21 protein-coding genes are annotated in these 24,550 nt (G+C 67.3%); 15 read left to right on the forward strand and 6 right to left on the reverse strand.

Going from position 1 to position 24,550, the window contains the following annotated elements:
- The first annotated feature begins 135 nt into the window (after positions 1 to 135).
- From kdpF (NGB36_RS33450) to NGB36_RS16680, 12 genes are all read left to right on the forward strand, one after another.
- Positions 136 to 225, forward strand: coding sequence for a K(+)-transporting ATPase subunit F (kdpF, locus tag NGB36_RS33450; protein ID WP_255921068.1), 90 nt, complete (start codon positions 136 to 138; stop codon positions 223 to 225).
- Complete coding sequence (gene kdpA / locus NGB36_RS16630; protein WP_255921069.1) at positions 225 to 1,889, forward strand: potassium-transporting ATPase subunit KdpA; 1,665 nt, start codon at positions 225 to 227, stop codon at positions 1,887 to 1,889. Before kdpF (NGB36_RS33450) ends, kdpA (NGB36_RS16630) begins: the two co-directional genes overlap by 1 nt.
- On the forward strand, positions 1,889 to 4,018 hold the full coding sequence (kdpB, locus tag NGB36_RS16635; protein WP_255921070.1) for a potassium-transporting ATPase subunit KdpB: 2,130 nt from the start codon (positions 1,889 to 1,891) through the stop codon (positions 4,016 to 4,018). The genes kdpA (NGB36_RS16630) and kdpB (NGB36_RS16635) overlap by 1 nt, the downstream gene beginning before the upstream one ends.
- Before the next feature lie 21 nt (positions 4,019 to 4,039).
- A complete protein-coding gene (gene kdpC / locus NGB36_RS16640) occupies positions 4,040 to 4,669 on the forward strand; it encodes a potassium-transporting ATPase subunit KdpC (protein WP_255921071.1) in 630 nt (209 codons plus the stop codon).
- 105 nt (positions 4,670 to 4,774) lie between these two features.
- Positions 4,775 to 5,509, forward strand: coding sequence for a response regulator (locus tag NGB36_RS16645; RefSeq protein WP_255921072.1), 735 nt, complete (start codon positions 4,775 to 4,777; stop codon positions 5,507 to 5,509).
- 452 nt (positions 5,510 to 5,961) lie between these two features.
- Complete coding sequence (gene kdpF / locus NGB36_RS16650) at positions 5,962 to 6,051, forward strand: K(+)-transporting ATPase subunit F (RefSeq protein ID WP_255921073.1); 90 nt, start codon at positions 5,962 to 5,964, stop codon at positions 6,049 to 6,051.
- 37 nt (positions 6,052 to 6,088) lie between these two features.
- Entirely contained in the window at positions 6,089 to 7,753 is a 1,665-nt protein-coding gene (gene kdpA / locus NGB36_RS16655; protein WP_255921074.1) for a potassium-transporting ATPase subunit KdpA, read from the forward strand.
- 86 nt (positions 7,754 to 7,839) lie between these two features.
- Complete coding sequence (gene kdpB / locus NGB36_RS16660; protein ID WP_255921102.1) at positions 7,840 to 9,897, forward strand: potassium-transporting ATPase subunit KdpB; 2,058 nt, start codon at positions 7,840 to 7,842, stop codon at positions 9,895 to 9,897.
- A gap of 19 nt (positions 9,898 to 9,916) precedes the next feature.
- Positions 9,917 to 10,546: a potassium-transporting ATPase subunit KdpC gene (gene kdpC, locus NGB36_RS16665; RefSeq protein ID WP_255921075.1), complete on the forward strand. Its 630-nt coding sequence runs from the start codon at positions 9,917 to 9,919 to the stop codon at positions 10,544 to 10,546.
- 101 nt (positions 10,547 to 10,647) lie between these two features.
- The gene (locus NGB36_RS16670) at positions 10,648 to 11,190 is read left to right on the forward strand and encodes an ATP-binding protein (protein ID WP_255921076.1); all 543 of its coding nucleotides are present in this window, start codon (positions 10,648 to 10,650) and stop codon (positions 11,188 to 11,190) included.
- The gene (locus NGB36_RS16675; protein WP_255921103.1) at positions 11,190 to 11,891 is read left to right on the forward strand and encodes a response regulator; all 702 of its coding nucleotides are present in this window, start codon (positions 11,190 to 11,192) and stop codon (positions 11,889 to 11,891) included. Before NGB36_RS16670 ends, NGB36_RS16675 begins: the two co-directional genes overlap by 1 nt.
- Positions 11,888 to 12,307 (forward strand): DUF3592 domain-containing protein, encoded by a 420-nt coding sequence (locus tag NGB36_RS16680; RefSeq protein ID WP_255921077.1) that lies wholly within the window; start codon positions 11,888 to 11,890, stop codon positions 12,305 to 12,307. The genes NGB36_RS16675 and NGB36_RS16680 overlap by 4 nt, the downstream gene beginning before the upstream one ends.
- 53 nt (positions 12,308 to 12,360) lie before the next feature.
- Here the strand turns inward: NGB36_RS16680 and NGB36_RS34130 are convergent, their stop codons facing one another.
- The 3 genes from NGB36_RS34130 to NGB36_RS16690 all read right to left on the reverse strand — a co-directional run bounded on the left by NGB36_RS34130 (position 12,361) and on the right by NGB36_RS16690 (position 13,912).
- Positions 12,361 to 12,498: a hypothetical protein gene (locus tag NGB36_RS34130; RefSeq protein ID WP_505016741.1), complete on the reverse strand. Its 138-nt coding sequence runs from the start codon at positions 12,496 to 12,498 to the stop codon at positions 12,361 to 12,363.
- Positions 12,459 to 13,280, reverse strand: a complete 822-nt coding sequence (locus tag NGB36_RS16685) for an SDR family NAD(P)-dependent oxidoreductase (protein WP_255921078.1) — start codon at positions 13,278 to 13,280, stop codon at positions 12,459 to 12,461. Before NGB36_RS16685 ends, NGB36_RS34130 begins: the two co-directional genes overlap by 40 nt.
- Positions 13,281 to 13,555: 275 nt before the next feature.
- Positions 13,556 to 13,912, reverse strand: a complete 357-nt coding sequence (locus tag NGB36_RS16690; RefSeq protein ID WP_255921079.1) for a DUF4118 domain-containing protein — start codon at positions 13,910 to 13,912, stop codon at positions 13,556 to 13,558.
- Positions 13,913 to 14,711: 799 nt separating this feature from the next.
- On the opposite strand from NGB36_RS16690, the gene NGB36_RS16695 reads away from it, so the two are divergent.
- The 3 genes from NGB36_RS16695 to NGB36_RS16705 all read left to right on the forward strand — a co-directional run bounded on the left by NGB36_RS16695 (position 14,712) and on the right by NGB36_RS16705 (position 20,119).
- Positions 14,712 to 15,668 (forward strand): LysR family transcriptional regulator, encoded by a 957-nt coding sequence (locus NGB36_RS16695; protein ID WP_255921080.1) that lies wholly within the window; start codon positions 14,712 to 14,714, stop codon positions 15,666 to 15,668.
- Positions 15,669 to 15,807: 139 nt separating this feature from the next.
- Positions 15,808 to 18,351, forward strand: a complete 2,544-nt coding sequence (locus tag NGB36_RS16700) for a collagenase (protein WP_255921081.1) — start codon at positions 15,808 to 15,810, stop codon at positions 18,349 to 18,351.
- A 316-nt stretch (positions 18,352 to 18,667) separates the two neighbouring features.
- On the forward strand, positions 18,668 to 20,119 hold the full coding sequence (locus NGB36_RS16705; protein ID WP_255921082.1) for an aminopeptidase P family protein: 1,452 nt from the start codon (positions 18,668 to 18,670) through the stop codon (positions 20,117 to 20,119).
- Between the two features lie 162 nt (positions 20,120 to 20,281).
- On the opposite strand, the gene NGB36_RS16710 is transcribed toward NGB36_RS16705, so the two are convergent.
- The 3 genes from NGB36_RS16710 to NGB36_RS16720 form a co-directional block, all read right to left on the reverse strand.
- Positions 20,282 to 21,892 (reverse strand): alpha/beta hydrolase, encoded by a 1,611-nt coding sequence (locus tag NGB36_RS16710; RefSeq protein ID WP_255921083.1) that lies wholly within the window; start codon positions 21,890 to 21,892, stop codon positions 20,282 to 20,284.
- A gap of 143 nt (positions 21,893 to 22,035) precedes the next feature.
- The gene (locus tag NGB36_RS16715) at positions 22,036 to 23,247 is read right to left on the reverse strand and encodes a cytochrome P450 (RefSeq protein WP_255921084.1); all 1,212 of its coding nucleotides are present in this window, start codon (positions 23,245 to 23,247) and stop codon (positions 22,036 to 22,038) included.
- 100 nt (positions 23,248 to 23,347) lie between these two features.
- Positions 23,348 to 24,424, reverse strand: coding sequence for a cytochrome P450 (locus tag NGB36_RS16720; protein ID WP_255921085.1), 1,077 nt, complete (start codon positions 24,422 to 24,424; stop codon positions 23,348 to 23,350).
- Positions 24,425 to 24,550 lie beyond the last annotated feature (126 nt).

Below are 24,550 nucleotides of genomic sequence, written 5' to 3' on the forward strand. Positions count from 1 at the left end.
CCACACCCGGTAGGGCCCGCGGCTCTGTCCATCGTCCCTGTCCCGGGGTGTCTTCATGTCAGACGTGATCTTCATCGTGCTCACCTTCGTGGTCTTCGGCCTCTTGGGGCTGGCGGCCAAGGGGGTGGAGCTCCTGTGAGCATCGAAAACATTGTCGGCCTGATTGTCGCGGTGTGCCTGGTGGTCTACCTGGTGCTCTGCCTGATCTTCCCGGAGCGGTTCTAGTGAATGAGACTCTCGCGGGCTGGCTCCAGGTCATCGCGCTGATCGGCGCACTGGCGCTGTCCTTCCGCCCGCTGGGCGACTACATGGCCCATGTCCTGACCACCGGCAAGCACTGGCGCGTGGAGCGCATGGTCTACCGCGCCGGCGGAGTGGACGGGGACGCCGAGCAGACGTGGGGCGCGTATCTGCGCAGCGTGCTGGCGTTCTCGCTGATCTCCTTGGTGTTCCTGTACGGCTTCCAGCGCCTGCAGAATCACTTCCTGCTCTCCATCGGCATGAAGGCGGTAAGCCCCGCCCTTGCCTTCAACACAGCGGCGTCCTTCGTCACCAACACCAACTGGCAGGCGTACTCAGGTGAGTCGACCATGGGCCACCTGGTGCAGATGGCGGGTCTGGCGGTGCAGAACTTCGTCTCCGCGGCCGTCGGCATCGCCGTCGTGGCCACGCTGATCCGCGGCTTCACCCGCAAGAAGACCTCGTACGTCGGCAACTTCTGGGTGGACCTGACCCGCATCGTGCTGCGGATCCTGCTGCCGATCTCGTTTCTCTTCGCCATCGTGCTGGTGGCGGGCGGTGTGATCGAGAATTTCCACGGCATCCAGTCGATCACCACCATCGCCGGCGACCACCAGTCGCTCACTGGTGGCCCGGTGGCCTCCCAGGAGGCGATCAAGGAGCTGGGCACCAACGGTGGCGGTTTCTACAACGCCAACTCCGCCCACCCGTTCGAGAATCCCAACGCGTTCACCAACTGGCTGGAGATCTACCTGCTGCTGGTGATCGGCTTCTCGCTACCGCGCACCTTCGGCACGATGGTCGGCGACAAGCGTCAGGGCTACGCGATCGTCGCCGTAATGGGCCTGATCTGGGCCTCGTCGGTGGCCATCGTCACCGCCAACGAACTGCACAGTGTGAGCAGTTCGGCCGGTCATCTCGCCGGCGGGATGATGGAGGGCAAGGAGCAGCGCTTCGGGATCTGGGCCTCCGCGTTGTTCGCGGTGTCCACGACGCTCACCTCGTGCGGGGCGGTCAACTCCTTCCACGATTCGTTCACGCCGGGCGGCGGCGGTATGACAATCTTCAACATGATGCTCGGTGAGATCGCACCGGGCGGTACGGGATCGGGTCTGTATGGCATTCTCATCCTGGCGATCGTGGCGGTGTTCGTGGCCGGTCTGATGGTCGGGCGCACGCCGGAGTACCTGGGCAAGAAGCTCACCGGCCGGGAGATGAAGTTCGCTTCCCTCTACATCCTCACCACGCCGGCGGTCGTTCTGGTCGGCGCGGGCATAGCGATGGCGCTTCCGGGTGAGCGGGCAGGCATGCTCAACACCGGTCCGCACGGCTTCTCCGAAGTGCTCTACGCCTTCACCTCGGCCGCCAACAACAACGGCTCAGCCTTCGCAGGCATCACGGTAAACACCGACTGGTACAACACCGCGCTCGGCCTGGCCATGCTCTTCGGCCGCTTCCTGCCGATGGTCTTCGTCCTGGGCTTGGCCGGCTCGCTCGCCAAACAGCAGCCGGTCCCGGTCAACGCGGGCACGCTGCCCACCCACCGCCCGCAGTTCGTGGGTCTGCTCCTCGGCGTGATCCTCATCGTCGTCGGCCTCACCTACTTCCCCGCCCTGGCTCTGGGGCCGATCGCGGAAGGTCTCCACTGATGTCCCTGACCACCGTCGAACCACCGGTCTCTCCCGAAGAGACCCCCAACACGCCACAGGAACCACACCGCGTATCGGCCGGGCTTCTGGACCCGAAGCAGCTGGTCATCTCGCTCCCCGACGCGGCCAAGAAGCTCAACCCCCGGGTCATGATCAAGAACCCGGTCATGTTCGTCGTCGAGATCGGCGCGGTGCTCACCACGCTGTCGGCGATCAAGGACCCATCCATCTTCGCCTGGATGATCACCGCTTGGCTCTGGCTGACGGTGGTCTTCGCCAACCTGGCCGAGGCCGTCGCCGAGGGCCGCGGCAAGGCGCAGGCCGAAACGCTGCGCCGCACCAAGACGGACACCATGGCCCGCAGGCTCATCGGCTGGAAGCCGGGCGACATCGCGACGCCGGAAGAGGAAGTCCCCGGGAACGCGCTCAGCCTCGGTGACCATGTCGTCGTCGAAGCCGGACAGATCATCCCGGGCGACGGCGACGTCGTTGAGGGCGTGGCGAGCGTCGACGAGTCGGCGATCACCGGTGAATCGGCTCCGGTCATCCGCGAGTCGGGCGGTGACCGTTCCGCGGTCACCGGCGGTACGAAGGTGCTCTCCGACCGGATCGTTGTGAAGATCACCTCCAAGCCGGGGGAGACCTTCATCGACCGGATGATCAACCTGGTGGAGGGCGCGGCGCGGCAGAAGACGCCGAACGAGATCGCGCTCAACATCCTGCTGGCGTCGCTGACCATCGTCTTCCTCCTCGCGGTCGTCACGCTGCAGCCCTTCGCGATCTACGCTCACGCCGAGCAGTCCATCGTCATTCTCGTCTCCCTCGTGGTGGCGCTGATCCCGACGACCATCGGTGCTCTGCTCTCCGCGATCGGCATCGCCGGCATGGACCGGCTCGTGCAGCGCAATGTCCTCGCCATGTCCGGACGTGCCGTCGAGGCTGCCGGTGACGTCAACACCTTGCTGCTCGACAAGACCGGCACCATCACCTTCGGCAACCGTCAGGCGTCGGAGTTCCTGCCGGTGGCAGGGGTGAGCACCAAGGAGCTTGCGGAGGCCGCGCAACTGTCCTCGCTCGCCGACGAGACGCCCGAGGGCCGCTCGATCGTGGTCCTGGCGAAGGAGAAGTACGAGCTGCGGGAGCGCGCCGAAGGTGAGCTCGGGCACGCGGAGTTTGTGCCGTTCACCGCGCAGACCCGGATGTCGGGCGTCGATCTCACCGAGGACGGGGTGACCCGTCAGGTGCGCAAGGGCGCCGCGTCCGCGGTGACCGCGTGGGTGGCCGAGAACGGCGGCCAGGCCGGGGATGAGGTCCAGGAGATCGTGGACCGGATATCGCAGGCCGGTGGCACCCCGCTCGTCGTCGCCTCGGCGGCGAACGGCGACTCGCGCGTGCTCGGCGTGATCCACCTCAAGGACGTGGTCAAGCCTGGGATCCGGGAGCGGTTCGACGAGCTGCGCCGGATGGGCATCAAGACCGTCATGATCACGGGTGACAACCCGCTGACGGCGCGCGCTATCGCCGAGGAGGCGGGGGTCGACGACTTCCTCGCCGAGGCGACGCCCGAGGACAAGATGGCGCTGATCAAGCGTGAGCAGGCGGGCGGCAAGCTCGTCGCGATGACGGGTGATGGCACCAACGACGCCCCGGCGCTGGCTCAGGCGGACGTGGGTGTGGCGATGAACACCGGTACCTCGGCCGCCAAGGAGGCCGGGAACATGGTGGACCTGGACTCCAACCCCACCAAGCTCATCGAGATCGTCGAGATCGGCAAGCAGCTGCTGATCACCCGGGGCGCCTTGACGACGTTCTCGATCGCCAACGACGTGGCCAAGTACTTCGCGATCATCCCGGCGATGTTCGCCAGTGCCTACCCGGGCCTGAACAAGCTCAACATCATGGCCCTGCACAGCCCGACCTCGGCGATCTCCTCCGCGATCATCTTCAACGCGCTGATCATCGTGGCACTGATACCACTGGCGCTGCGCGGCGTCCGCTACCGGCCTGCGTCGGCTTCCTCGCTGCTGACCCGCAACATCTGGATCTACGGCCTCGGCGGTCTGGTACTTCCGTTCATCGGTATCAAGGTGATCGACATGGTCATCCAGTTCGTCCCCGGCCTGCACTGACCAAGACAGAAGGCAACCATCATGCCCAGCTTTCTTCCTCCCGTGGTTCGCAACCACGTATCGGCCCTGCGGATGCTCCTGGTCTTCACCGTGATCACCGGGGTCGTGTATCCGCTCGCTGTCACGGGCGTCGCCCAGGCGGCCTTCCCGGACCAGGCCAACGGATCCCTGGTCAAGCAGAACGGCAAGGTCGTCGGCTCCAGCCTGATCGGCCAGAACTTCAACCTGCCGCTCAAGGAGGGCCAGACGAGCCCCAACCCGGACCCGAAGTGGTTCCAGTCGCGCCCGTCCGCAGCCGGAACCAACGGGTACGACCCGACCGCCTCCGGCGCCTCCAACCTCGGCCCGAACAGCACGGTCCTGATCCAGGACATCAACCAGCGCAGGGCCGCGGTGGCGAAGTTCGACGGTGTCGACCCGTCGACGGTGCCGGTCGACGCCCTGACGGCATCGGGCTCGGGACTCGACCCGGACATCTCCTCGGCGTACGCCTACGAGCAGGTCAACCGCGTCGCCAAGGCCCGCGGCCTCGACCCGGCGGTAGTGCGCAAGCTCGTCAGCGACCACATCACCGGCCGCCCGCTCGGGTTCCTGGGAAACGAGTACGTGGACGTGGTCACGCTCAATCTGGCGCTGACCAACTTGAAGTGACGCGACGTCACCTATGTGACGAATGCCGCCCGGCTGTACAGGAAACGCCTGCGCAGCCGGGCGGCGTGGCACCCGCATTCCTGTTCCTGGAGGAGGTCTGAACTCATGGTCGTCTCCTTCCCCGACACTCAACTCCGCCCGGCGCCCGGAACCGACGCGCGGCGGATTCTGATCGTCGGTGACGAACCGCAGATCACGCAGGCTCTCGACAACGGTCCGGACGTCGGCCGGTATGAGGTCATCATCGCCCCCGACGGCGCGACCGCTCTTCTCCTGGCCGCGTCCGCTCAGCCCGACGCCGTGCTCCTCGATATCGGCCTGCCTGATCTGCCTGGCATCGATGTCATCTACGGTCTGCGAGTCTGCACCTCGATGGGAATCATCGTGGTGTCCGGGCAGTCGAGCTCCGCCGACAAGGTTGCGGCGCTCGACGCAGGCGCTGACGACTACGTCACCAAGCCCTTCTCCGCGGCGGAGCTACTGGCCCGCCTGCGAGCGGTGCTGCGTCGCCCTCCGGGATCGGGGATCCCTTCGACGGTGGACGTCGGGGAGTACCGGATCGATCTGGACGCATACACCGCCGTGCCGAGATCCGGCAAGGGCCGGGCACCACACTTCACCCCTACCGAATGGCAGTTGCTCGTGCCCCTGCTGCGCAACCCGGGACGCCTGGTGACCGGACATCAGCTGCTCCGGGAGGTCTGGGGGCCCGGCAGCGAGAAGCGCACCAACTACCTGCGCATTCACATGGTCGCGCTGCGTCGCAAACTGGAGCCGGACCCCTCGCATCCGCGGTATCTGATCACCGAGCCGGGCTTGGGCTACCGTTTCGACCGCTGAGCCGGGCTCACGATGACGTCGCGGGCATCGGACAGACCGGAGTGCTGCCGGCGATCGCGCATGACACCGGCGAGGCCACCGTCGCGTATCCGAGAACGGTGGGCGGCTGACTGCCTCGGTCCCTTGCCCGACCTGGGTTCCCGACGCTCAGGACCACCCGATCGGCCACGGCGTGTCAAGACGGCGTCAAGGTGGCGGGCGATAGCGTCAGGACTGCGCTAAGAGGAGTCGCCGAAAGGAACTGTGCGGCGATTCGCTGGAGGTGCCGGTTTCAGTCCGACACCGCCCTTGGCCTTTGCTCGCTGCATCCGACGTCTTCGCGTCATGGCCGAGCGGTCCAGTCCCGTTCCGAATCACGGGGGTGTGTCGTACATGTCTGATCTTGCATTTATCGCGCTCACCATCGCGGCATTCGCTCTCATCGCCCTGGTCGCCAAGGGGGTGAGCCGCCTGTGAGCATCGAGAACATCGTCGGCCTGATCGTCGCCATCGGCCTGGTCGTCTACCTCGTGTTCTGCCTGGTCTTCCCCGAGAAGTTCTAGCCGCACCCGTACGCCGCCGTACGAGGAGAGGTTCTGCATGAACAACACTCTCGCTGGCTGGCTCCAGGTCATCGCCCTGGTGGGGGCGCTCGCCCTCTCCTATCGGCCGCTCGGTGACTACCTCGCCCACATCCTCACCTCACCCCGCCACTGGCGCGTGGAACGCCTGGTCTACCGGGCGGGGGGTGTGGACGGCGACGCCGATCAGCCATGGCCCGCGTATCTGCGCAGTGTGCTCGCCTTCTTCCTGGTCTCGCTGCTGTTCCTGTACGGGTTCCTGCGGCTGCAGAACCACCTGCTGCTGTCGCTGGGCATGAAGGCGGTCAAACCGGATCTGGCGTTCAACACGGCCGCCTCCTTCGTCACCAACACCAACTGGCAGAACTACTCGGGTGAGTCGACCATGGGCCACCTGGTGCAGATGGCGGGCCTGGCGGTGCAGAACTTCGTCTCCGCGGCCGTCGGTATCGGCGTGGTCGCCGCTCTCATCCGCGGCTTCACCCGCAAGAAGACCGACCGGGTGGGCAACTTCTGGGTGGACCTGACGAGGGTCGTGCTCCGCGTGCTGCTGCCGGTCTCGTTCGTCTTCGCGCTGGTGCTGGTCGCCGGAGGGGTGATCGAGAACTTCCACGGCATCCAGTCGATCACCACCATCGCGGGCGAACACCAGAGCCTGACCGGTGGCCCGGTCGCTTCACAGGAAGCGATCAAGGAGCTGGGCACCAACGGCGGCGGCTTCTACAACGCCAACTCCTCCCATCCGTTCGAGAACCCCAACCCCTTTACCAACTGGCTGGAGATCTATCTGCTGTTGGTGATCGGATTCGCGCTGCCACGCACCTTCGGGAAGATGGTCGGCGACAACCGTCAGGGCTACGCCATTGTCGCGGTCATGGCGCTGATCTGGGCGTCGTCGGTTGCCATCGTCACCGCCAACGAGCTGCACAGTGTAAGCAGTTCAGCCGGTCACCTGGCCGGCGGGATGATGGAAGGGAAGGAGCAGCGGTTCGGCATCTGGGCGTCGGCGCTGTTCGCGGTGTCCACGACGCTGACGTCCTGCGGTGCGGTCAACTCCTTCCACGATTCGTACACCCCGGGTGGCGGCGGGATGACCATCTTCAACATGATGCTGGGCGAGATCGCGCCCGGCGGGACGGGTTCGGGGCTGTACGGGATCCTCATCCTGGCCGTCGTGGCAGTCTTCGTCGCCGGGCTCATGGTCGGCCGTACGCCGGAGTATCTGGGCAAGAAGCTGCGCGGTCAGGAGATGAAGTACGCGTCGCTGTACATCCTGACCACCCCGGCGATCGTGTTGGTGGGGGCGGGGCTGGCGATGGCGCTGCCCGGGGAGCGGGCGGCGATGCTCAACCATGGCCCGCACGGCTTCTCCGAGGTGCTCTACGCCTTCACCTCGGCCGCCAACAACAACGGCTCCGCCTTTGCAGGCCTTTCCGCCAACACGGTCTGGTACAACACCGCCCTCGGCCTGGCGATGATCCTGGGCCGCTTCCTGCCGATGGTGTTCGTCCTGGCTCTGGCCGGATCGCTCGCCTCGCAGCAGCCCGTACCCGTCACGGCTGGCACGCTGCCCACCCACCGGCCGCAGTTCGTCGGCCTGCTGACCGGCGTGATCCTCATCGTCGTCGGCCTCACCTACTTCCCGGCACTCGCGCTGGGGCCGCTCGCGGAAGGGCTGCACTGATGCCCACCACAACAACCGAGGAACCCCCGGAAGCTCCGGTTGCCAAGGACCCGCTGGCGCCCAACCCGCACCGGGTCTCCGGAGGCATGCTGGACCCCAAGCAGCTGGTCACCTCCTTCCCCGACGCCCTGCGTAAGCTCGACCCCCGGGTGATGATCAGGAACCCGGTCATGTTCGTGGTCGAGGTCGGTGCGGTGCTGACCACGCTGTCGGCGATCAAGAGCCCCAGCGTGTTCGCCTGGGTCATCACGGTGTGGTTGTGGCTGACCACGGTCTTCGCCAACCTGTCCGAAGCCGTCGCCGAAGGCCGGGGCAAGGCGCAGGCGGAGACGCTGCGGCGGACCAAGACCGACACCGTCGCCCGCCGGCTCGCCGACGGTTGGCGGCCGGGTGCCGAGGGCCTGGTGGAGGAGGAGATTCCGGCGACGCAACTGCGGCTGGGCGATTGCGTTGTGGTCGAGGCCGGGCAGATCATCCCCGGTGACGGCGATGTCGTCGAGGGTGTGGCGAGCGTGGACGAGTCGGCGATCACGGGCGAGTCGGCGCCGGTGATCCGCGAGTCCGGGGGCGACCGCTCGGCGGTGACCGGCGGTACGAAGGTGCTCTCGGACCGGATCGTGGTGAAGATCACTTCCAAGCCGGGGGAGACGTTCATCGACCGGATGATCGCGCTGGTGGAGGGTGCGGCGCGGCAGAAGACGCCGAACGAGATCGCGCTGAACATCCTGCTGGCGTCGCTGACCATCGTTTTCCTCGTCGCCGTGGTGACGTTGCAGCCGTTCGCCATCTTTGCCGGCGCCGAGCAGACCATCGTCATCCTGGTGGCGCTGGTGGTCGCCCTCATTCCGACGACGATCGGTGCTCTGCTGTCCGCTATCGGCATCGCGGGCATGGACCGGCTGGTGCAACGCAACGTGCTGGCGATGTCCGGACGCGCCGTCGAGGCGGCCGGCGACGTCAATACGTTGCTGCTCGACAAGACCGGCACCATCACCCTCGGCAACCGGCAGGCGTCGGAGTTCTTGCCGGTACGTGGCGTGGATATCGAACAGCTCGCGGACGCAGCCCAGTTGTCCTCGCTCGCCGACGAGACCCCCGAGGGCCGCTCGATCGTCGTCCTCGCCAAGGAACGCTACGCGCTTCGCGGCCGAAGCGAAGGAGAGCTGGCGCACGCCGAGTTCGTGCCGTTCACTGCCCAGACCCGCATGTCAGGGGTGGACCTCAACGGTGAGGAGCGCCGGGCGCTGCGCAAGGGCGCGGCAACAGCTGTGATGCGGTGGGTCCGTGACCATGGAGGACATCCCACCGACGAAGTCGGCCCGATCGTCGACGGGATCTCCGGCAGCGGTGGAACGCCGCTCGTGGTGGGCGAGGTCAGCTGGCAGAACGGGACCGCGGAGGCCCGGATCCTGGGCGTCATCCATCTCAAGGACGTGGTCAAGCACGGCATGCGGGAGCGGTTCGACGAGCTGCGCCGGATGGGCATCAAGACCGTCATGATCACGGGTGACAACCCGCTGACGGCGCGCGCTATCGCCGAGGAGGCGGGGGTCGACGACTTCCTCGCCGAGGCGACGCCCGAGGACAAGATGGCGCTGATCAAGCGTGAGCAGGCGGGCGGCAAGCTCGTCGCGATGACCGGGGATGGCACCAACGACGCCCCGGCGCTGGCTCAGGCGGACGTGGGTGTGGCGATGAACACCGGTACCTCGGCCGCCAAGGAGGCCGGGAACATGGTGGACCTGGACTCCAACCCCACCAAGCTCATCGAGATCGTCGAGATCGGCAAGCAGCTGCTGATCACCCGCGGAGCGCTGACCACCTTCTCCATCGCCAACGACGTCGCGAAGTACTTCGCGATCATCCCGGCGATGTTCGCCAGCGTCTATCCGGGGTTGCAGCATCTGAACATCATGGGTCTGCACAGTCCGACGTCGGCGATCTCCTCGGCGATCATCTTCAACGCGCTGATCATCGTGGCACTGATCCCGCTGGCGCTGCGCGGTGTGCGCTACCGGCCCTCGTCCGCGTCCTCGCTGCTCAGCCGCAACATCTGGATCTACGGACTCGGCGGTCTGATCCTGCCGTTCATCGGCATCAAGGTGATCGACCTGCTCATCCAGTTCATCCCTGGCCTGCGCTGACCGACAGGAAGGCGAACCCATGCCCAGCTCACTCAACCGCGTGATCCGACATCACCTGGCGGCCCTGCGGATGCTGCTGGTGTTCACCGTGATCACCGGCATCGCATATCCGCTGGTGGTTGTGGGTATTGCCCAGGCCGCATTCCCTCACCAGGCCAACGGGTCACTGATCAAGGACCGCGGACGGCCCGTCGCCTCCTCTCTCATCGGGCAGAACTTCAACCTGCCCCTGAACAAGGGGCAAACCTCGCCGCAGCCCGACCGCAAGTGGTTCCAGCCCCGCCCGTCCGCCGCCGGGACCACCGGCTACGACCCGACGAGCTCCGGGGCCTCCAACCTGGGCCCCAACAACCCCGATCTGGTCGCGGTCATCAAGGCCCGCCGCGCCGCGGTAGCCGCGTTCGACGGCGTCCCGCCCAGCAGCGTGCCGGTCGACGCGGTGACCGCCTCCGGCTCCGGCCTCGACCCGGACATCTCACCGGCCTACGCGTACGAGCAGGTCAACCGCGTGGCGAAAGCCTGGGGCCTGAACCGGCCGGCGGTACGCAAACTGGTCGCCGACCACATCCAGGGACGCAACCTGGGCTTCCTGGGTCAGGATCGCGTCAACGTCGTCGAGCTCAACCACGATCTCGCCGCATCGAAGTGACTATGAACAAGGTAACGCACAGCACGCGTCACGCCGCCCGGTCATGCGAGTCCTTCCTCGTCCGACCGCGCGGCGTGATGCCCAGGTGAGGAGGGCTCCCGGTGGCGCGGACCACTGTCGCAGCCGACACGCCGGTCACCAAACCCGGCAAGCTCAAGGTCTATCTCGGTGCGGCACCGGGAGCCGGCAAGACGTACCGGATGCTCGACGAGGGCCGCCGCCGCGCCCGCCGCGGCACCGGCGTCGTGGTGGGCTTCGTCGAATGCCACAAGCGCCCCTACACCCTGGAGATGCTCGACAGCCTGAAGACCGTCCCCAGGATCCGGCGCCGCTACCGGGACAGCGAATTCGAGGAGATGGTGCTGGTCAGCGGCAGCTCGCTCGCCGACCGCGTCGAAATCCGCGTCATCGACCACGGCCCCGGGCTCCAACCGGACGACCATGACCGGAACTTCGAGCCGTTCCAACGGATGGGAGACAACGACAACACCACCGGACCCGGTCTCGGCCTCGCCCTCTCCCGGGGACTCGCCCAAGCGATGGACGGCACGCTCACCCCCGAAGACACCCCAGGCGGCGGGCTCTCCATGGTCCTCTCCCTGCCCGCAGCCCCGGTCCGGCTGGGAAAGGCACGCACGCCATGATGCGCCGCGTCCTCATCGTCGACAACGAGCCCCAACTGCTCCGCGCCCTCGACATCAACCTCACGGCACACAACTACGCAGTCGCCACCGCATCCGACGGAACCACCGCCCTGCGTCTGGCCACCCGCAGGCCACCGGACCTGGTCATCCTCGATCTCCATCTGCCCGACATCGACGGCACCGACGTCATCACCGGACTGCGGGCGTGGGCCACGATGCCGATCGTTGCCCTGTCAGAGCACATCGATCCCACCGAATCCGTCCAGGCCCTGGATGCCGGAGCGGACGACTACGTACGGAAGCCGTTCTCCATGGACGAGCTGCTGGCCCGCCTGCGCGCCCTGCTGCGCCGCTGCGACCAGCACGAAGACCTCAGCACCGTCCAGGTCGGCGACTACACCATCGACCTCGCCGCATCCACCGCCGTACCCACATCCGGCCGCGGCGAGCCACTTCATCTCACCCCCACCGAGTGGCGGCTGCTCGCCGCACTGCTGCGCAACCCCGGCCGCCTGGTGACCGGACACCAACTGCTGCGCGACATCTGGGGACCCGGCCACGAGCAGCAAAGCAACTACCTGCGCATCCACATCTCGGCACTGCGCCACAAACTCGAACCCGACCCGGCCAATCCGCGCCATCTGATCACCGAGCCCGGCATAGGCTATCGCTTCGAACCCGCAGGCAAGGCATCGCGGTGAGCACAGGGGAGACGGCCGTCGTGGCGGCCCTCGCCGCAGGCAGCGGTGCCGTGGCGATACTCGCCGGCATCACGAACCTGCGCGAGACCCGCAGGATCGAGCGGTCGGGTATCAAGGCCTGGGCCCTGGTCAAACGCCAACCCGGCATGCGCGACGACGAGCCATGGCCGCCGCGCCCCCTGCTCCAGTTCACCATGGAGGACGACCGCATACTTGAGATAGTCAGCCCCATACCAGGCACCCGGCGGCGGCCGTTGCGCGACGGCGACACGCTGCTGATCACCTACGATCCGGCCGACCCGCGCACCGTCGTGGTCCACCGCCGGGAACGACGGAAGCTGGACTACGGGTTCATCATCGCCGGGACGATTGTCGTGGCGGTCGCGCTGGCCCTGATCGGTTTCACCGGACGGTAGGAACGAGCAAGGGCGGTGCAGATCGAGGACTGCCGATCCGCACCGCCAAGGCCTCAGCGCTGATTCGCCTTGCGGCCGTGGTTGGCCTTCTTCTTGCGCCTTGCCTTCTTCTTTCGAGCGCGCTTGGACACGTCCTCTGCCTTTCGCTGCCTCAAGCGGCCTTGGCGACCAGTTGGTCGGCAAGTTTGCACAAACGGCGCACCGTTCGGTCCTCACCGGCGATCGGCGCGGCAGGAGCCAATGCGGTGCGGTCGTAGTACGCGCCCGGCACCAATTCCGTGGCCGGGTCGCACAGACGCACCACCCGGGCGGCACCTTCTGCGGCCGGATCGCCCTCGTGGGCGTAGAGCGGCAGCAGGGCCGTTTCGCAGATGCCTGGATGGACGCTGACGGCCGTACAGCCGGAGCCCGACGGGACGGCGGCGCGGGTGAAGATGGTCAGAGCGAGCTGCGACTGGGCATAGGCCGCAACGCGTGAATAGCGACGCGAACGGTTTACGTCGTTCCAGGCGATGGACGCGGTGCGGTGCATCGAGGAAGACACGTTGATCACTCGGCTGCCCGGACGTGCCGTCAAAGGGCCGGCGAGGAGACGGGTGAGGAGATACGCCGCGAGGAAATTGACCTGGAAGGAGATCTCCAGGCCGTCTTCGGTGATGGTGTGGCGTTCGGGCGCCGGGACAGCGGCGTTGTTCACCAGTAGGTCGAGCACGCGGTGGGCGTCGGCCACCGTAGAGGCAAGCGCGTTGACTTCCGCCAGCCGCGTGAAGTCGGCGACAACCAGCTCCAGGCGGTCCGCGTCAGCCCCGGACGCGGTCAGTCGGCTGATCGCGTCCTGTCCGGAAGCGGCGTCGGGCGCGTGCACGATCACGGTGCAGCCTTGCTCGGCGAGCAGCCTGGCGGTCTCGAATCCGATACCGGAGGTGGCTCCGGTGACCAGTGCGGTGCGAGGTGGCAAGGGTGAGTGGGTCATGGTCTTTTCCAAGGGGACGGCACGGACGAACGTCTGCGATGCGCGGAGCAATGGGAGAAACTCGCCGTGCAGGAGAAAGAGAGAGATCCGCTTCCGGAAATGTGGAGGAGGCCGGAAGGGTGCGGTCGGCATTGTGAATGCGGCTTTGCTGGCCCCGGGGTCAGTTCACCGGGCGGGAACAGGGCACGGGACCGGCAGCACCGTACTCGGTGGCCGGTCTTCATGGCGCAGACGGCTGTTCACGCACTCCATCAAAGCGGGGCGGACCTACCGATTCAAGAATTCTCATGTGTCGCTGACGTTTCCCTGACGGGGAAACAGTCTGGGGCCGCTCCGCGACGGGGTCGCCGCAGTGCACGGACGAGGGCCGCCGATCCGCCGCTCGCCATGGCCACGCTCAGCAGAATCGCCAGGCTCAGCCGGTCCGTTTGCCCCCAGGCGAGGTCCCCGGCATGATGGACGATGAAGCCGTCAAAGAACAGCCAGCAGACTCCCGCGACGGCCGGCGCGAAACGCAGCCGGGTCTGCCCGGCGGCAACCGCGGCCAGAACGGCGAAGGCCGTCAAGGAGAACCACAGATGCTCGCGGTTGCGCGTGACCACCAACAGACAGACGAGGAAAGCGGCAGCCACATAGCTGAGGGGCAGCACAAGATCGTGGACAAGTGCGGCCCTCTGAACAGCAGACTTCGCAGAAGACGCGTGCCGGAGCGGAGACGGCATGGGGTGACTTCCCGTTGGGGTTTTCCAGCCAGCCTGCCCGCCAGCGGGCGTTCCGAATGGTGCGCGAAGCGGAAGTTAGCGCTCTTCTTACCGATCACCGGTCGATCCTTACGGCTCTTTGACAACCGGGCGCTCGTCCGCGCGGTGCGCTCCCTACGCGACCCGGCCTCGACCGCTGTCCTCGCAAGGCTCTCCGGCGGCGATGTCCACGTAGTAGTGCACGACCTCCCGGCGCAGCCGGAAGCCCGCTCGCCAAGCGAGTCTGCGACTACCAGAATTGTCCCGTGCAACGGTCCAACTCGCCCCCAGACCGGCGAGTTCGATGTCCGCACACAGACCGTTGACGGCGCCGCTACGCCGCGCTATTGACATCTCCCTGGCGCCGACCGGCGGCACAGCGGGAACCAGTGATCTGGGCAACAGGCTCTGGCGAGGTTGGCTTGATCTGCTCTGCGCGCATCAGCCGCGGGCCCTGGCGCAAGGTGAGGACGGGTCGGAGCAGCAGTCCGGCCAAGGAGCCCGGCGGGTGCCGGACGTTCGGGACAGGCACAAGACGATCCGCGTAGGACACAAGCCCGCGGCCGTCCAGCCGTCAGCTTTCACCCGACGCCGAGACCAACAGGCCAGAACAACTTCACCCTGTTTGTCGCTTCTCTGATTACCATGCAGTTCGACTGTTCGAGCACTGCGAGGACGCCGGGGAGTACGGATGGAGCTGGAGCTTCGACATCTACGGGCTCTGTGCGCGATTGCGGATGCGGGAAGCATGGGCCGGGCCGCGGCCGAGGTGGGGTGCTCGCAGCAGGCGATGAGCACGCAGTTACGCCGGATCGAGCTCTACTTCGGCGAGCCGTTGTTCGAGCGCAGCACCGTGGGCGTGCGGCCGACCCGCTACGGCGTGGAGGTCATCGCCCGTGCCCGTGACGTGCTGGTCCGCGCCGAGGCTATCGGGCGGCGACCGGTCGAGGACGGGGGGCCGCGACCAGCGCTGCGTCTGGCCGCCACCAACTCCCCGATTCTGTCCGGCATGGTAGGGCGCGTGCGTACCGAGTTACCTGATCTGGTACTGACGGTGAGCAGCGTCTACGAGTCCTCCCAGATCGTCGAGCTCTTGGAGAGGGGCGGGCTCGATGCCGCGATCGGCGTGGACTACCCGGGTCTGGAACTGCGGCACTCCGACGCCGTCGCGCATCGTGGGATCGTCACCGAGCCCTCGTTCGTGGCCCTGCCCGCAGGCCACCGGCTCAAGTACCGCATGGAGGTCGCGCTCGCTGATCTGGCCGAGGACTCCTGGTTCCTCACCCCCGACGACGGCGCCGGGTGGCCGGGCGTCTTCTACGCGGCCTGCGCGGCTGCCGGTTTTATCCCGGCGGTGGTGCACGAGTTCCTCGGCGACCGGCTCCAGCTCCAGAACATGATCGCCGAGGGCCTCGGCGTCTCGCTGGTGCAGGCGACGACCCGGCCGATCCCCGGCGTCATCGTCAGACCGTTGATCGGCACGCCCCTTTGGTGCCGCTACCTGCTGGCCTGGCGCAAGGTGAGCGTCGCTGAAGGGGTCCTGGTGACGCTCTTCGGGTCGGCCTCCGCCTCGTACCGAGACCTGATAGCGCGGGCGCCCCACTTCCGGGCATGGGCAGCGCGGACCTACCGCGGAACGCGTCCGTAAAGGCATTGCCACGGATGTTGTGACGGGGACAGTGCAATCGCTGTTCCTGGCCGCGTTGTCCGGGGTGCCGTGCGGTGAGACGGTGCGTCACATCTCTCCCTACGGTTCGCGAAGCGGAGATCGCCCAGAAGGAGCAGTGATGCGCCATCGATCCATCCTGCCCAGATTATTGGCCGCAGGCACAGCGACTCTCGCCATGCTCATCGGTCTGTCGACCGCTCCGGCCCTCGCCGCGACCGGTTCGACGACCGACGTCCAGCGCGTGACCGGTTCGCACCGCCCGGCCGAGCCCTCGCCCATGGGCGCCGTCGTCGGCGGTACCGACGCGGCCTCCGTCCAGTACGGCCGGCTCACCGCCGCCCAACTCCCGCCGCGACGTCCGACGGTGTCGCAGCACACGACGAGAGCAACGAACAGGCCGAGGACCGCCAACGACCACAGGGCCGCGAGGCCCGCCGCAACGCAGTCCTGCACCCCGGCCGCCTTCGGTGGCCTGACCGGCTCGGCGCTGGCTTCCTACGTCGAGAACTCGACCACCGACTGCATCAACACGCTGTTCGCGATCACCGGCAGCGACGCGAGGGAGGTGTTCCAGGAGTCCCAGATGATCCCTGTCGCCCAGGCCTACCAGAGCCTGGCGTCGAGCTACACCGGTAACGACTCGGCCGGAATCTGGCAGCTCATCCTGTATCTGCGTGCCGGCTACTACGTCCAGTACAACGACTCGACGGACGTCGGCTCCTATGACGCGGCCCTGTCGATGGACGTCGAGAACGCCCTCGACACCTTCTTCGCCGGCCCGCAGATCGCCGACGTCTCTTCGGACAACGGCGACGTCCTGGGCGACGCCGTGATCCTGACCGACAGCGCCAACCTGCAGGGCGACTACCTGAGTGCCTACAAGCAGATACTCACCGCGTACACGAGTTCATGGGACGCCTATCCCAGCATGGACGCCGTCATCTACGACGTCTACACCCCGCTGTGGCGCGGACAGTACAACCCCGCCTTCGTCACCGCGCTGACCGCAGATCCGAGGATCATCGACACGCTCGACGCCTTCGCACTCGACCACACGAGCATGCTCGGCGGCGACAACACGTTCATGGACGCCGATGCCGGCACCGACCTCGCCGAGTACGTGCAGTTCACCGCGCTCCAGGCCAAGGTGCGGCCGCTGATGCTGGGCCTGTTGCAGGCCTCATCGATATCCGGCCGTACCGCCGCGCTGTGGGTCTCCGTCGCGCAGCAGGCCAACGCCTTCGACGCGAGCGACTGCTCGTACTACGGCGTCTGCAACCTGGCGGCCCAGGCCACCGCGGCAGCGCTGCCGATCACGCACTCGTGCAGCTCGGAGATCAACATCCTGGCGCAGTCGCTCAGCTCCGCAGAACTGGACGCGGCCTGTGCCGAACTCGCCGGCCAGGACGCGTCCTTCCAACACGTGGTCAACGACACCGGCCCGATCCCCAACCAGTACAACGACACTGACAACATCGTCGTGTTCTCGAGCTCTCTCGACTACGAGATCTACGCCCCGGTGATCTACGGCGTCGCCACCGACAACGGCGGGATCACCCTGTACGGCAATCCGTCCACGCCGGGAAACCAGGACTACTCCATCCTGTATCAGGATCCCGGCACCGACGGATACACGGACAACATCTGGAACCTCAACTACGAGTACACGCACTTCCTCGACGCGCGCTACGACACGATGGGCACCTGGGAGGATGTCGAATCGGTGCCGGACATCTGGTGGGTCGAGGGTATCTCCGGATACATCTCCTACAGCTACCGGGGCATCACCGACACCGACGCGGTGACCGACGCCGGTGAGCACACCTACGCGCTGAGCACCCTGTGGCAGACCACATATGCCAACAGCAACAACGACCGTGTCTTCCCATGGGGTTACCTGGCGGTGCGCTACATGCTCGAAAAGCACCCCGCCGACGTGCAGACGATCCTCAACGACTTCCGGGCCGGTAATTACACCGCCGGATACGACTACTACACCGACACCATCGGCACTCGCTACGACGCCGACTTCAACGACTGGCTCGACACCATCGCGAGCGGCACCTCGGGAACGCCGACGGCTGCCTTCAGCGCGGCGGTCGCCGGTCTGAAGGCCAGTTTCACCGACCAGTCCACCGAGTCCGGCAGCGGCAGCATCACCGGCTGGTCCTGGAACTTCGGCGACGGAGCGACGTCCACGACGCAGAACCCCTCACACACCTATACGGCGGTCGGAACCTACAGCGTCACGCTGACCGTGACCGGCAGCAACGGGCACACGTCCAGCATCTCCCAGTCGGTGACCGTCAGCGGCGGCGTCGGCCCGTGTGCGGACGCGAACCCGCAGCAGATGGACGATAACTGCTCCCGTGCGAACCAGTCCGAGACGGCGGGGAGCCTGGACTATCTGTGGATCTACCTCCCGGCCGGGACGACCAGGCTGAACGTCACCACGACCGGAGGCACCGGGACCGCCTACCTGTACTACGACCCCACCGCCTGGGCCACGAACACCACGTACACGGCTAAGTCAACCAAATCCAGCACCGCCCAGAGCCTCACCGTCACCAATACGACAGCGGGCTACCGGTACATCAGCCTGTACGCCCACACCACGTTCAGCGGAGTCACTGTGACCACGCAGTACTGGGTGGTTCCCTGAGGAACACCGCACAGCCCGGACCGCCCCGGGGTTCCTGACCGCGAAGGCCCTGCGCATGGCAAGAGCGGCCAGGAGCCCCGTGCATCCTTACCGGAAGGTCGCACAGGGCCGCTCGGGAGCTTGCTCATCACTCTCAATCCGCAGCGCCCTACCTCCCGGCACCCGAAGGCTCAGCACCGCTGCGCCCGCGAGCGGCCCGAGCCCGCGCAGCTCGCCGGCCCGGCCTTACGGACACCCGCCGCGGCGACCACCGTCCCCGCTCACGGCACGGCGTGACCTGCCGCGAAGAGGAATACCGAGTGAGAAAGGGCCTGCTGTGAACCACACCCAAGGCACCACTCAAGGCACTGACGCCACCCTCCGTGAGCCCGCCGAGGCCTACGCCACGGGCAGCCACGACCTGCCCGTCTCGCCCGCGCTCACAGAATTCATGGGCCGGCACTGGGCCCCGAGCCCGCTACCCGATCCGGTGCGCCTCCCGGTGGCGGACTGGACTCCCGGCCGGCGCGCCCGGTTGGCCGAGCGTTTTCCCGGCACGCGGATCGTCATCCCGGCTGGGCGGGTGAAGACCCGTTCCAACGACATGCCCTACCGCTTCCGCCCGCACACGGCGTACACCTACCTGACCGGCGATCAGACTCCTGATGGGGTGCTGGTCCTGGATCCGGACGGGAAGGCCACGCTGTACCTGCGCCCGCGATCGCCACGCGACGGCGAGGCGTACCGTGACCGGGTCTACGGCGAGTTCTGGATCGGGCGACGCCGTAGCCTGCAGGAGGCCGAGGAGAGCCTGCGTATCCCGGTCGAGAACCTCGACCTCCTGTCCGACACCCTGCGTGGCAGAGTTCCCACGCGGGTGCTGCGCGGCGTGGACGCAGCAGTGGACGGGCTGCTGCCCGGAGAGCCGGACCCCGAGCTGGCGGCGGTGCTCTCCGAGCTGCGGCTGTGCAAGGACCCTTGGGAGCTCGACCAGCTGCGCGAGGCCGTGGACATCACCGTGCGCGGCTTCGAGGACGTGGCCAGAGCCTTGACAGACGCCTCGAAGCACCCGCGCGGAGAGCGCTGGATCGAGGGTGCGTTCGGACACCGCGCCCGCCTTGAGGGCAACGGCCTGGGCTACGAGACCATCGCGGCGGCCGGCAAGAATGCCTGCACACTGCATTGGTGGCGCAACGAGGGGCCGGTGACGCCGGGCGAGATGCTGCTGCTCGACGCGGGCGCCGAGGCGGACTCGCTCTACACCGCCGACATCACCAGGACCCTGCCGATCGATGGAACCTTCACCCCATTGCAGCGCGATTTGTACGAGCTCGAGTTCACAGCGCAGAGCGCGGGCATCGCGGCGCTGCGGCCCGGGGCCAGGTTCCGCGACTTCCACCTTGCGGCGATGCGGGTCATCGTCAGCGGGCTGGTCGACATGGGCATCGTGAAGACGAGCGTGGACGAGGCGATGGCCGCGGAGGATGGCCGGTATCGCCGCTACACTCTCTGCGCCAGCGGCCACATGCTCGGCATGGACGTGCACGACTGCGGCCAGGCCCGAGCGAGCACATACCTGGACGCGCGGCTCGAGGTCGGTCATGTGCTCACCGTCGAACCCGGCATCTACTTCCAGCCCGACGACCTGACCGTGCCGGAGGAACTGCGCGGCATCGGCCTCAGGATCGAGGACGACCTGGTGATCACCCCGTCGGGCGCCGACATGCTCTCGGCCGCGCTGCCTCGTTCCCCAGACGCCGTGGAGGATTGGCTGGCCGAATTTTCGTGAACCGACCCACCAGCGAAGGCTGAGGTCCCACGGCACCCCCGCTCACCCCGGTTTGCGCCCGCGCCCCTGACGCAGTAGCACCGCCGGGAGCGCGAGCAGGCACCGTGCCACCTGGTACACCAGGGAGACGTCCACCTGGTTCGGTTAAGCCACTGCGGCCGCTTACCGGATGCCGTGGACGGCTTGGGGGTCAGTGGGCGGGAGGACGGGCTCGGCCTTCGTGGTGGCGGGGGACGCGGTCACGTAGACCGGGGTGGGGTCGGGCTCGGGGGCGCAGGTCTTGGCGATGAATCCCTTGCCGGTGGGGAGGCTGCCGTCCCGCAGGAAGGCGGTGAAGGCGTCGTCCAGGCAGGCATCGCCGTGGAACAGGATCTCGTGGAAGCTGCCGCCGTTCTGGACGACCAGCTTGGAGCCGGGCAGCGCCTTGTGCATCGCGACACCGCCCGGATAGGGGGTGGCGGCGTCCTCGGTGGCCTGGAAGAGCAGGACGGGCGGCAGACCCTTGCCGGTGATCTTCAGTCGGCCGGCCAGGTTGCCCTGGTAAGGCCAGAACATGCAGGCGGCGTTGTACCACATGTTGTTATAGGTGTAGAAGGGCGCGACGGCGTTGACCTTGGCCTGGTCCTTCTTCCAGAACTCCCAGTCTCGCGGCCAGTTGTTCTCGGTGCACTGGACCGCGTTGTACGCCGGGAACGTGCCGTCGTCGGCGCCCGGGGCCGCGTAGAGGTTGTAGGCGGTGGTCAGCGGGCGGGTGTCGTTCTTGGTGAGGTAGGCCGACAGCACGGTCGCCATCTGCGGCCAGCGCAGGAAGTTGTAGCCGCCGCCGTAGAAGGTGTCCTCGAACTCGGCGGGACCGATCTTGCCGGGGGCCGGGGCGGCATCCACCGGGTTGGTCCGCAGCGCGGCCTCGACCTGGTAGTACTTCTGCTCCACGGTGGCCGCGTCGGTGCCCAGGTGGTAGACGGAGTCGGCCTTGGCGGTCCACGCCGCGAAGGCGTCGAATCGGCGCTGGTGCTCCTTGTCCTGCAGGATGTTGTGGTCGTACCAGGTGATGGTCGGGCCGACGATGCTGTCCAGCACCATCCGGCGCACATGCGAGGGGAAGAGCTGGCCGTACGTCGAGCCCAGCGAGGTGCCCCACGAGCCACCGTAGAAGCTGATCTTTTGGACGCCGAGCGCCCGCCGGATGCTGTCCATGTCGCGCGCGTTGTCGACGGTGGTCATGTGCGGCAGGATCCAGCTCCAGTTCGCGGCGCAGTCGGCGGCGTACTTGGCCGACTTCTCCAGCCATGCCGCCGAGGTGCCCTGGCTGACTTGATAGTCCGGCCGCTCGCCGTCGAAGAAGTGCGCGTCGCAGGTGACATGCGGCTCGCTGGCGTTGGTGCCGCGCGGGTCGAAGCCGATCCAGTCGTAGGTCGAGGCGACGTCCTGGGGGATTTTTGCGGAGATGTAGGCGGGCATCCACAGCCCGGAGTCGCCTGGACCGCCGGGGTTCAGCAGGATCGGACCCTGCTGCTTGTCCTTGGGCGCGGTGGCCGGGAGCCGGTCCACCTTGATCTTGATCTTGGTGCCGTCCGGGTGCGCGTAGTCCAGCGGCACTTCGAGCATGGCGCACTGCAGCGCGGGGGTGGCGGTGTCATGGCAGGAGCTCCAGACGAGCTTCCCCTGGCCCGTGTCCCCGGGTGCCGGTAAGGAAGCGGAGGCAGGCGTGATACCTGCGAACACTGCGCCGATGGCGGCGACGGCCGATAACAGGCCTCTGACTTTTCTCACGGGAGCATGATGTGACATGTCCCCTATCAATTCAGCGTGTCCGGCTACGAGTTACCCAGCTGTGACCGCGCTGAGGGGCGGTACGACGGACTGAACAACGCAAGTCGGCCGCGGTGCGCTTCGCGACTTCGGCAAAGAGCAGGTCACCAGCTGACGGGGAGGGTGAGAGGTGACTTGCTCGGGGACTCGTCCTCCCAGATGGGGTGGTGGCCTTCGGCCAGGCGCAGGTCCGGGAGCCGGTCGAAGAGTGCTTCCAGGCACACCGTCATCTCGGCCCGAGCCAGGTGGGACCCGATGCAGTTATGCGCTCCACGGCCGAAGGCGAGGTGGGGGTTGTCCACGCGACACAGATCGAGCCGGTCGCCGTCGGCGAACACACTCTCGTCGCGGTTGGCCGCGGCGAGTACGGGCAGCACGGCGTCGCCGACGCGGATCGTCCGGCCGTGCAACTCGATGTCCTCGACTGCCCGGAGGACCACGACACCGTTCATCACCGGCATGTAGCGCAGGAGTTCCTCCACCGCGCCGGGCATGAGGTCGGCGTTGTCGCGCAGGCGGTCCCACTGGTCCGGCTGCGCCAGCAGGGTGTGTACAGAGTCGGCAAGGAACATGGTGCTCGTCCGGTAGCCGGCGACCAGCATGGACAGCCCGAAGCTCACCGCGCTCTCGCCGTCCACAGTGCCGCGCTCCCACTCGCGGACCAGTTTGCTAAGCATGTCGTCACCAGGCTCGCGCCGCTTGTGGTCAAGCAACGAGGTGATGTATTCGCGCAGTTGGGAGGTGGCCTCGCGGCCCTCCTCCAGCGTGAGCAGGGCCCCGAGCGCAGCGTCCGCCTTGGGCAGGAAGTACTCGCTGTCCTCGTAGGGGATGCCCACCAGATCGCACATCACCATGACGGGGAAGGGCTCGAGGAACCGGACGACCAGGTCGCCGGGCTGGTCGCCGCTGACGAGTGGATCGAGCAGCCGGTCGGCCGACTGCCGGATGCGAGGCAGCCGGCTCCGGATGGACCGGACGCTGAACGGCTCGCTCAGGGCCCTACGCAGGGCGGCGTGCCGGGGGCCTTCGAGTTCCATCATCGTGATCAGGCCCGGCTCATCACCGGGGGCCCGGCCGGGGCGGGGCGGCCAGTCGGTGATGCTCGGCCTGATCAGCCGGGAGTCTGCGACCAGTTCCTTGACGTCGGCGTACCGCGTGGCGTACCAGGCGGTGGCGCCGATCGGCAGTCGGACCTTGGCCAGCGGGCACTCCCGGCGCAGCCGGCCGTACTCCTCCGGCGGCCCCATGGTGCCCGGCGGCGGGAGAGGCATGTCGATGACGGGCACGTCGACGACGGGTTCCGGCGTTGTGTTCACGGGTGGACCTCCGCTGGTCGTGTGCAACGGTCGTACGCAACCTGGGTCGTCTGGGCTTGGCCGTCTGGGCCCGTTCGGGTGCGCGGGGCCGGCAGGCCGTTCACCAGGTGACCGGAAGGGTCAGCGGTGACTTGGTGACGGATTGGTCGTCCCAGAGGGGCTCCTGCCCGTCGGCCAGGCGCAGCCGGGCGAAGCGGTCGAACAACGCCTCCAGTCCCACGGTCAGTTCGGCGCGTGCCAGGTGGGAGCCGATGCAGTTGTGGGTTCCTCGGCCGAAGGTGAGGTGGGGATTGTCCGCGCGGCACAGGTCGAGCCGGGCGGCGTCGGCGAACACACTCCCGTCGCGGTTCGCGGAGGCCAGCGCGGGGATGACGACCTCGCCCTTGCGGACGGTCTGCTCGCGCACCTCGATGTCCTCAGTGGCCAACAACAGCACGGTGCCGTTCATCACCGGCATGTAGCGCAGGAGTTCCTCCATCGCGCCGGGCATGAGGTCGCGGTGGTCGCGCAGGCGGTCCCACTGGTCCGGCTGCGCCAGCAGGGTGTGCACCGAGTCGGCCAGGAAGAAGCTGCTGATGCCGAAGCCGACCGTGAGCATGGACAGCCCGAAGGCCATCACATCGTCATCGGCGAGTGCCCCGTCCTCGCACTGGCGGACCAGCAGGGACAGGACGTCGTCGCCGGGCCGGCTCCGTTTCTGTGCGATCAGCCCGGCCACGTACTCGCGCAGCAGGTCGGTGACCCTGCGTCCTTCCTGCGAAGCCACCATGGAGTCGAGGGCCGCGTCCAGGACCGGAAGGAACCAGTCCCGGTCCTCGAACGGTATACCCACCAGCTCGCACAGCACGAGCAGTGGGAAGGGCTCGGTGAACCCGGCCACCAGATCACCGGGACGGCCGGCTTCCTCGAACGCCTCCAGCAGGTGCTCTGCCAGTTCGCGGATGCGCGGCAGCTGGTCCCGGACGGCTCGGGAGCTGAACGCCGAAGCCACGGCCCTGCGCAGCGCCAGGTGCCGGGGACCTTCCAGTTCCGCCATGGTGACCAGGCGCGGCCCGTTGTCGGCGGCCGGGCCGGGGCGGGACGGCCAGTCGTTGATGGCCGGCCTGATCAGGCGGGAGTCCGCGATCAGTTCCCGGACGTCGGCGTACCGGGTGGCGTACCAGGCGGTCGCGTCCATCGGCATCCTGACCCTGGCCATGGGGCATCTCGCGCGCAGCCGCGCGCACTCCTCGGGCGGCCCCATGGTTCCCGGCGGCGGGAGCGGGAAGTCCAGGACATCCGCTTCAGGGCCGCAGCCCCGTGC

The sequence above is a fragment of the Streptomyces humicola genome, from assembly GCF_024436035.1.
Lineage (GTDB): Bacteria > Actinomycetota > Actinomycetes > Streptomycetales > Streptomycetaceae > Streptantibioticus_B > Streptantibioticus_B humicola.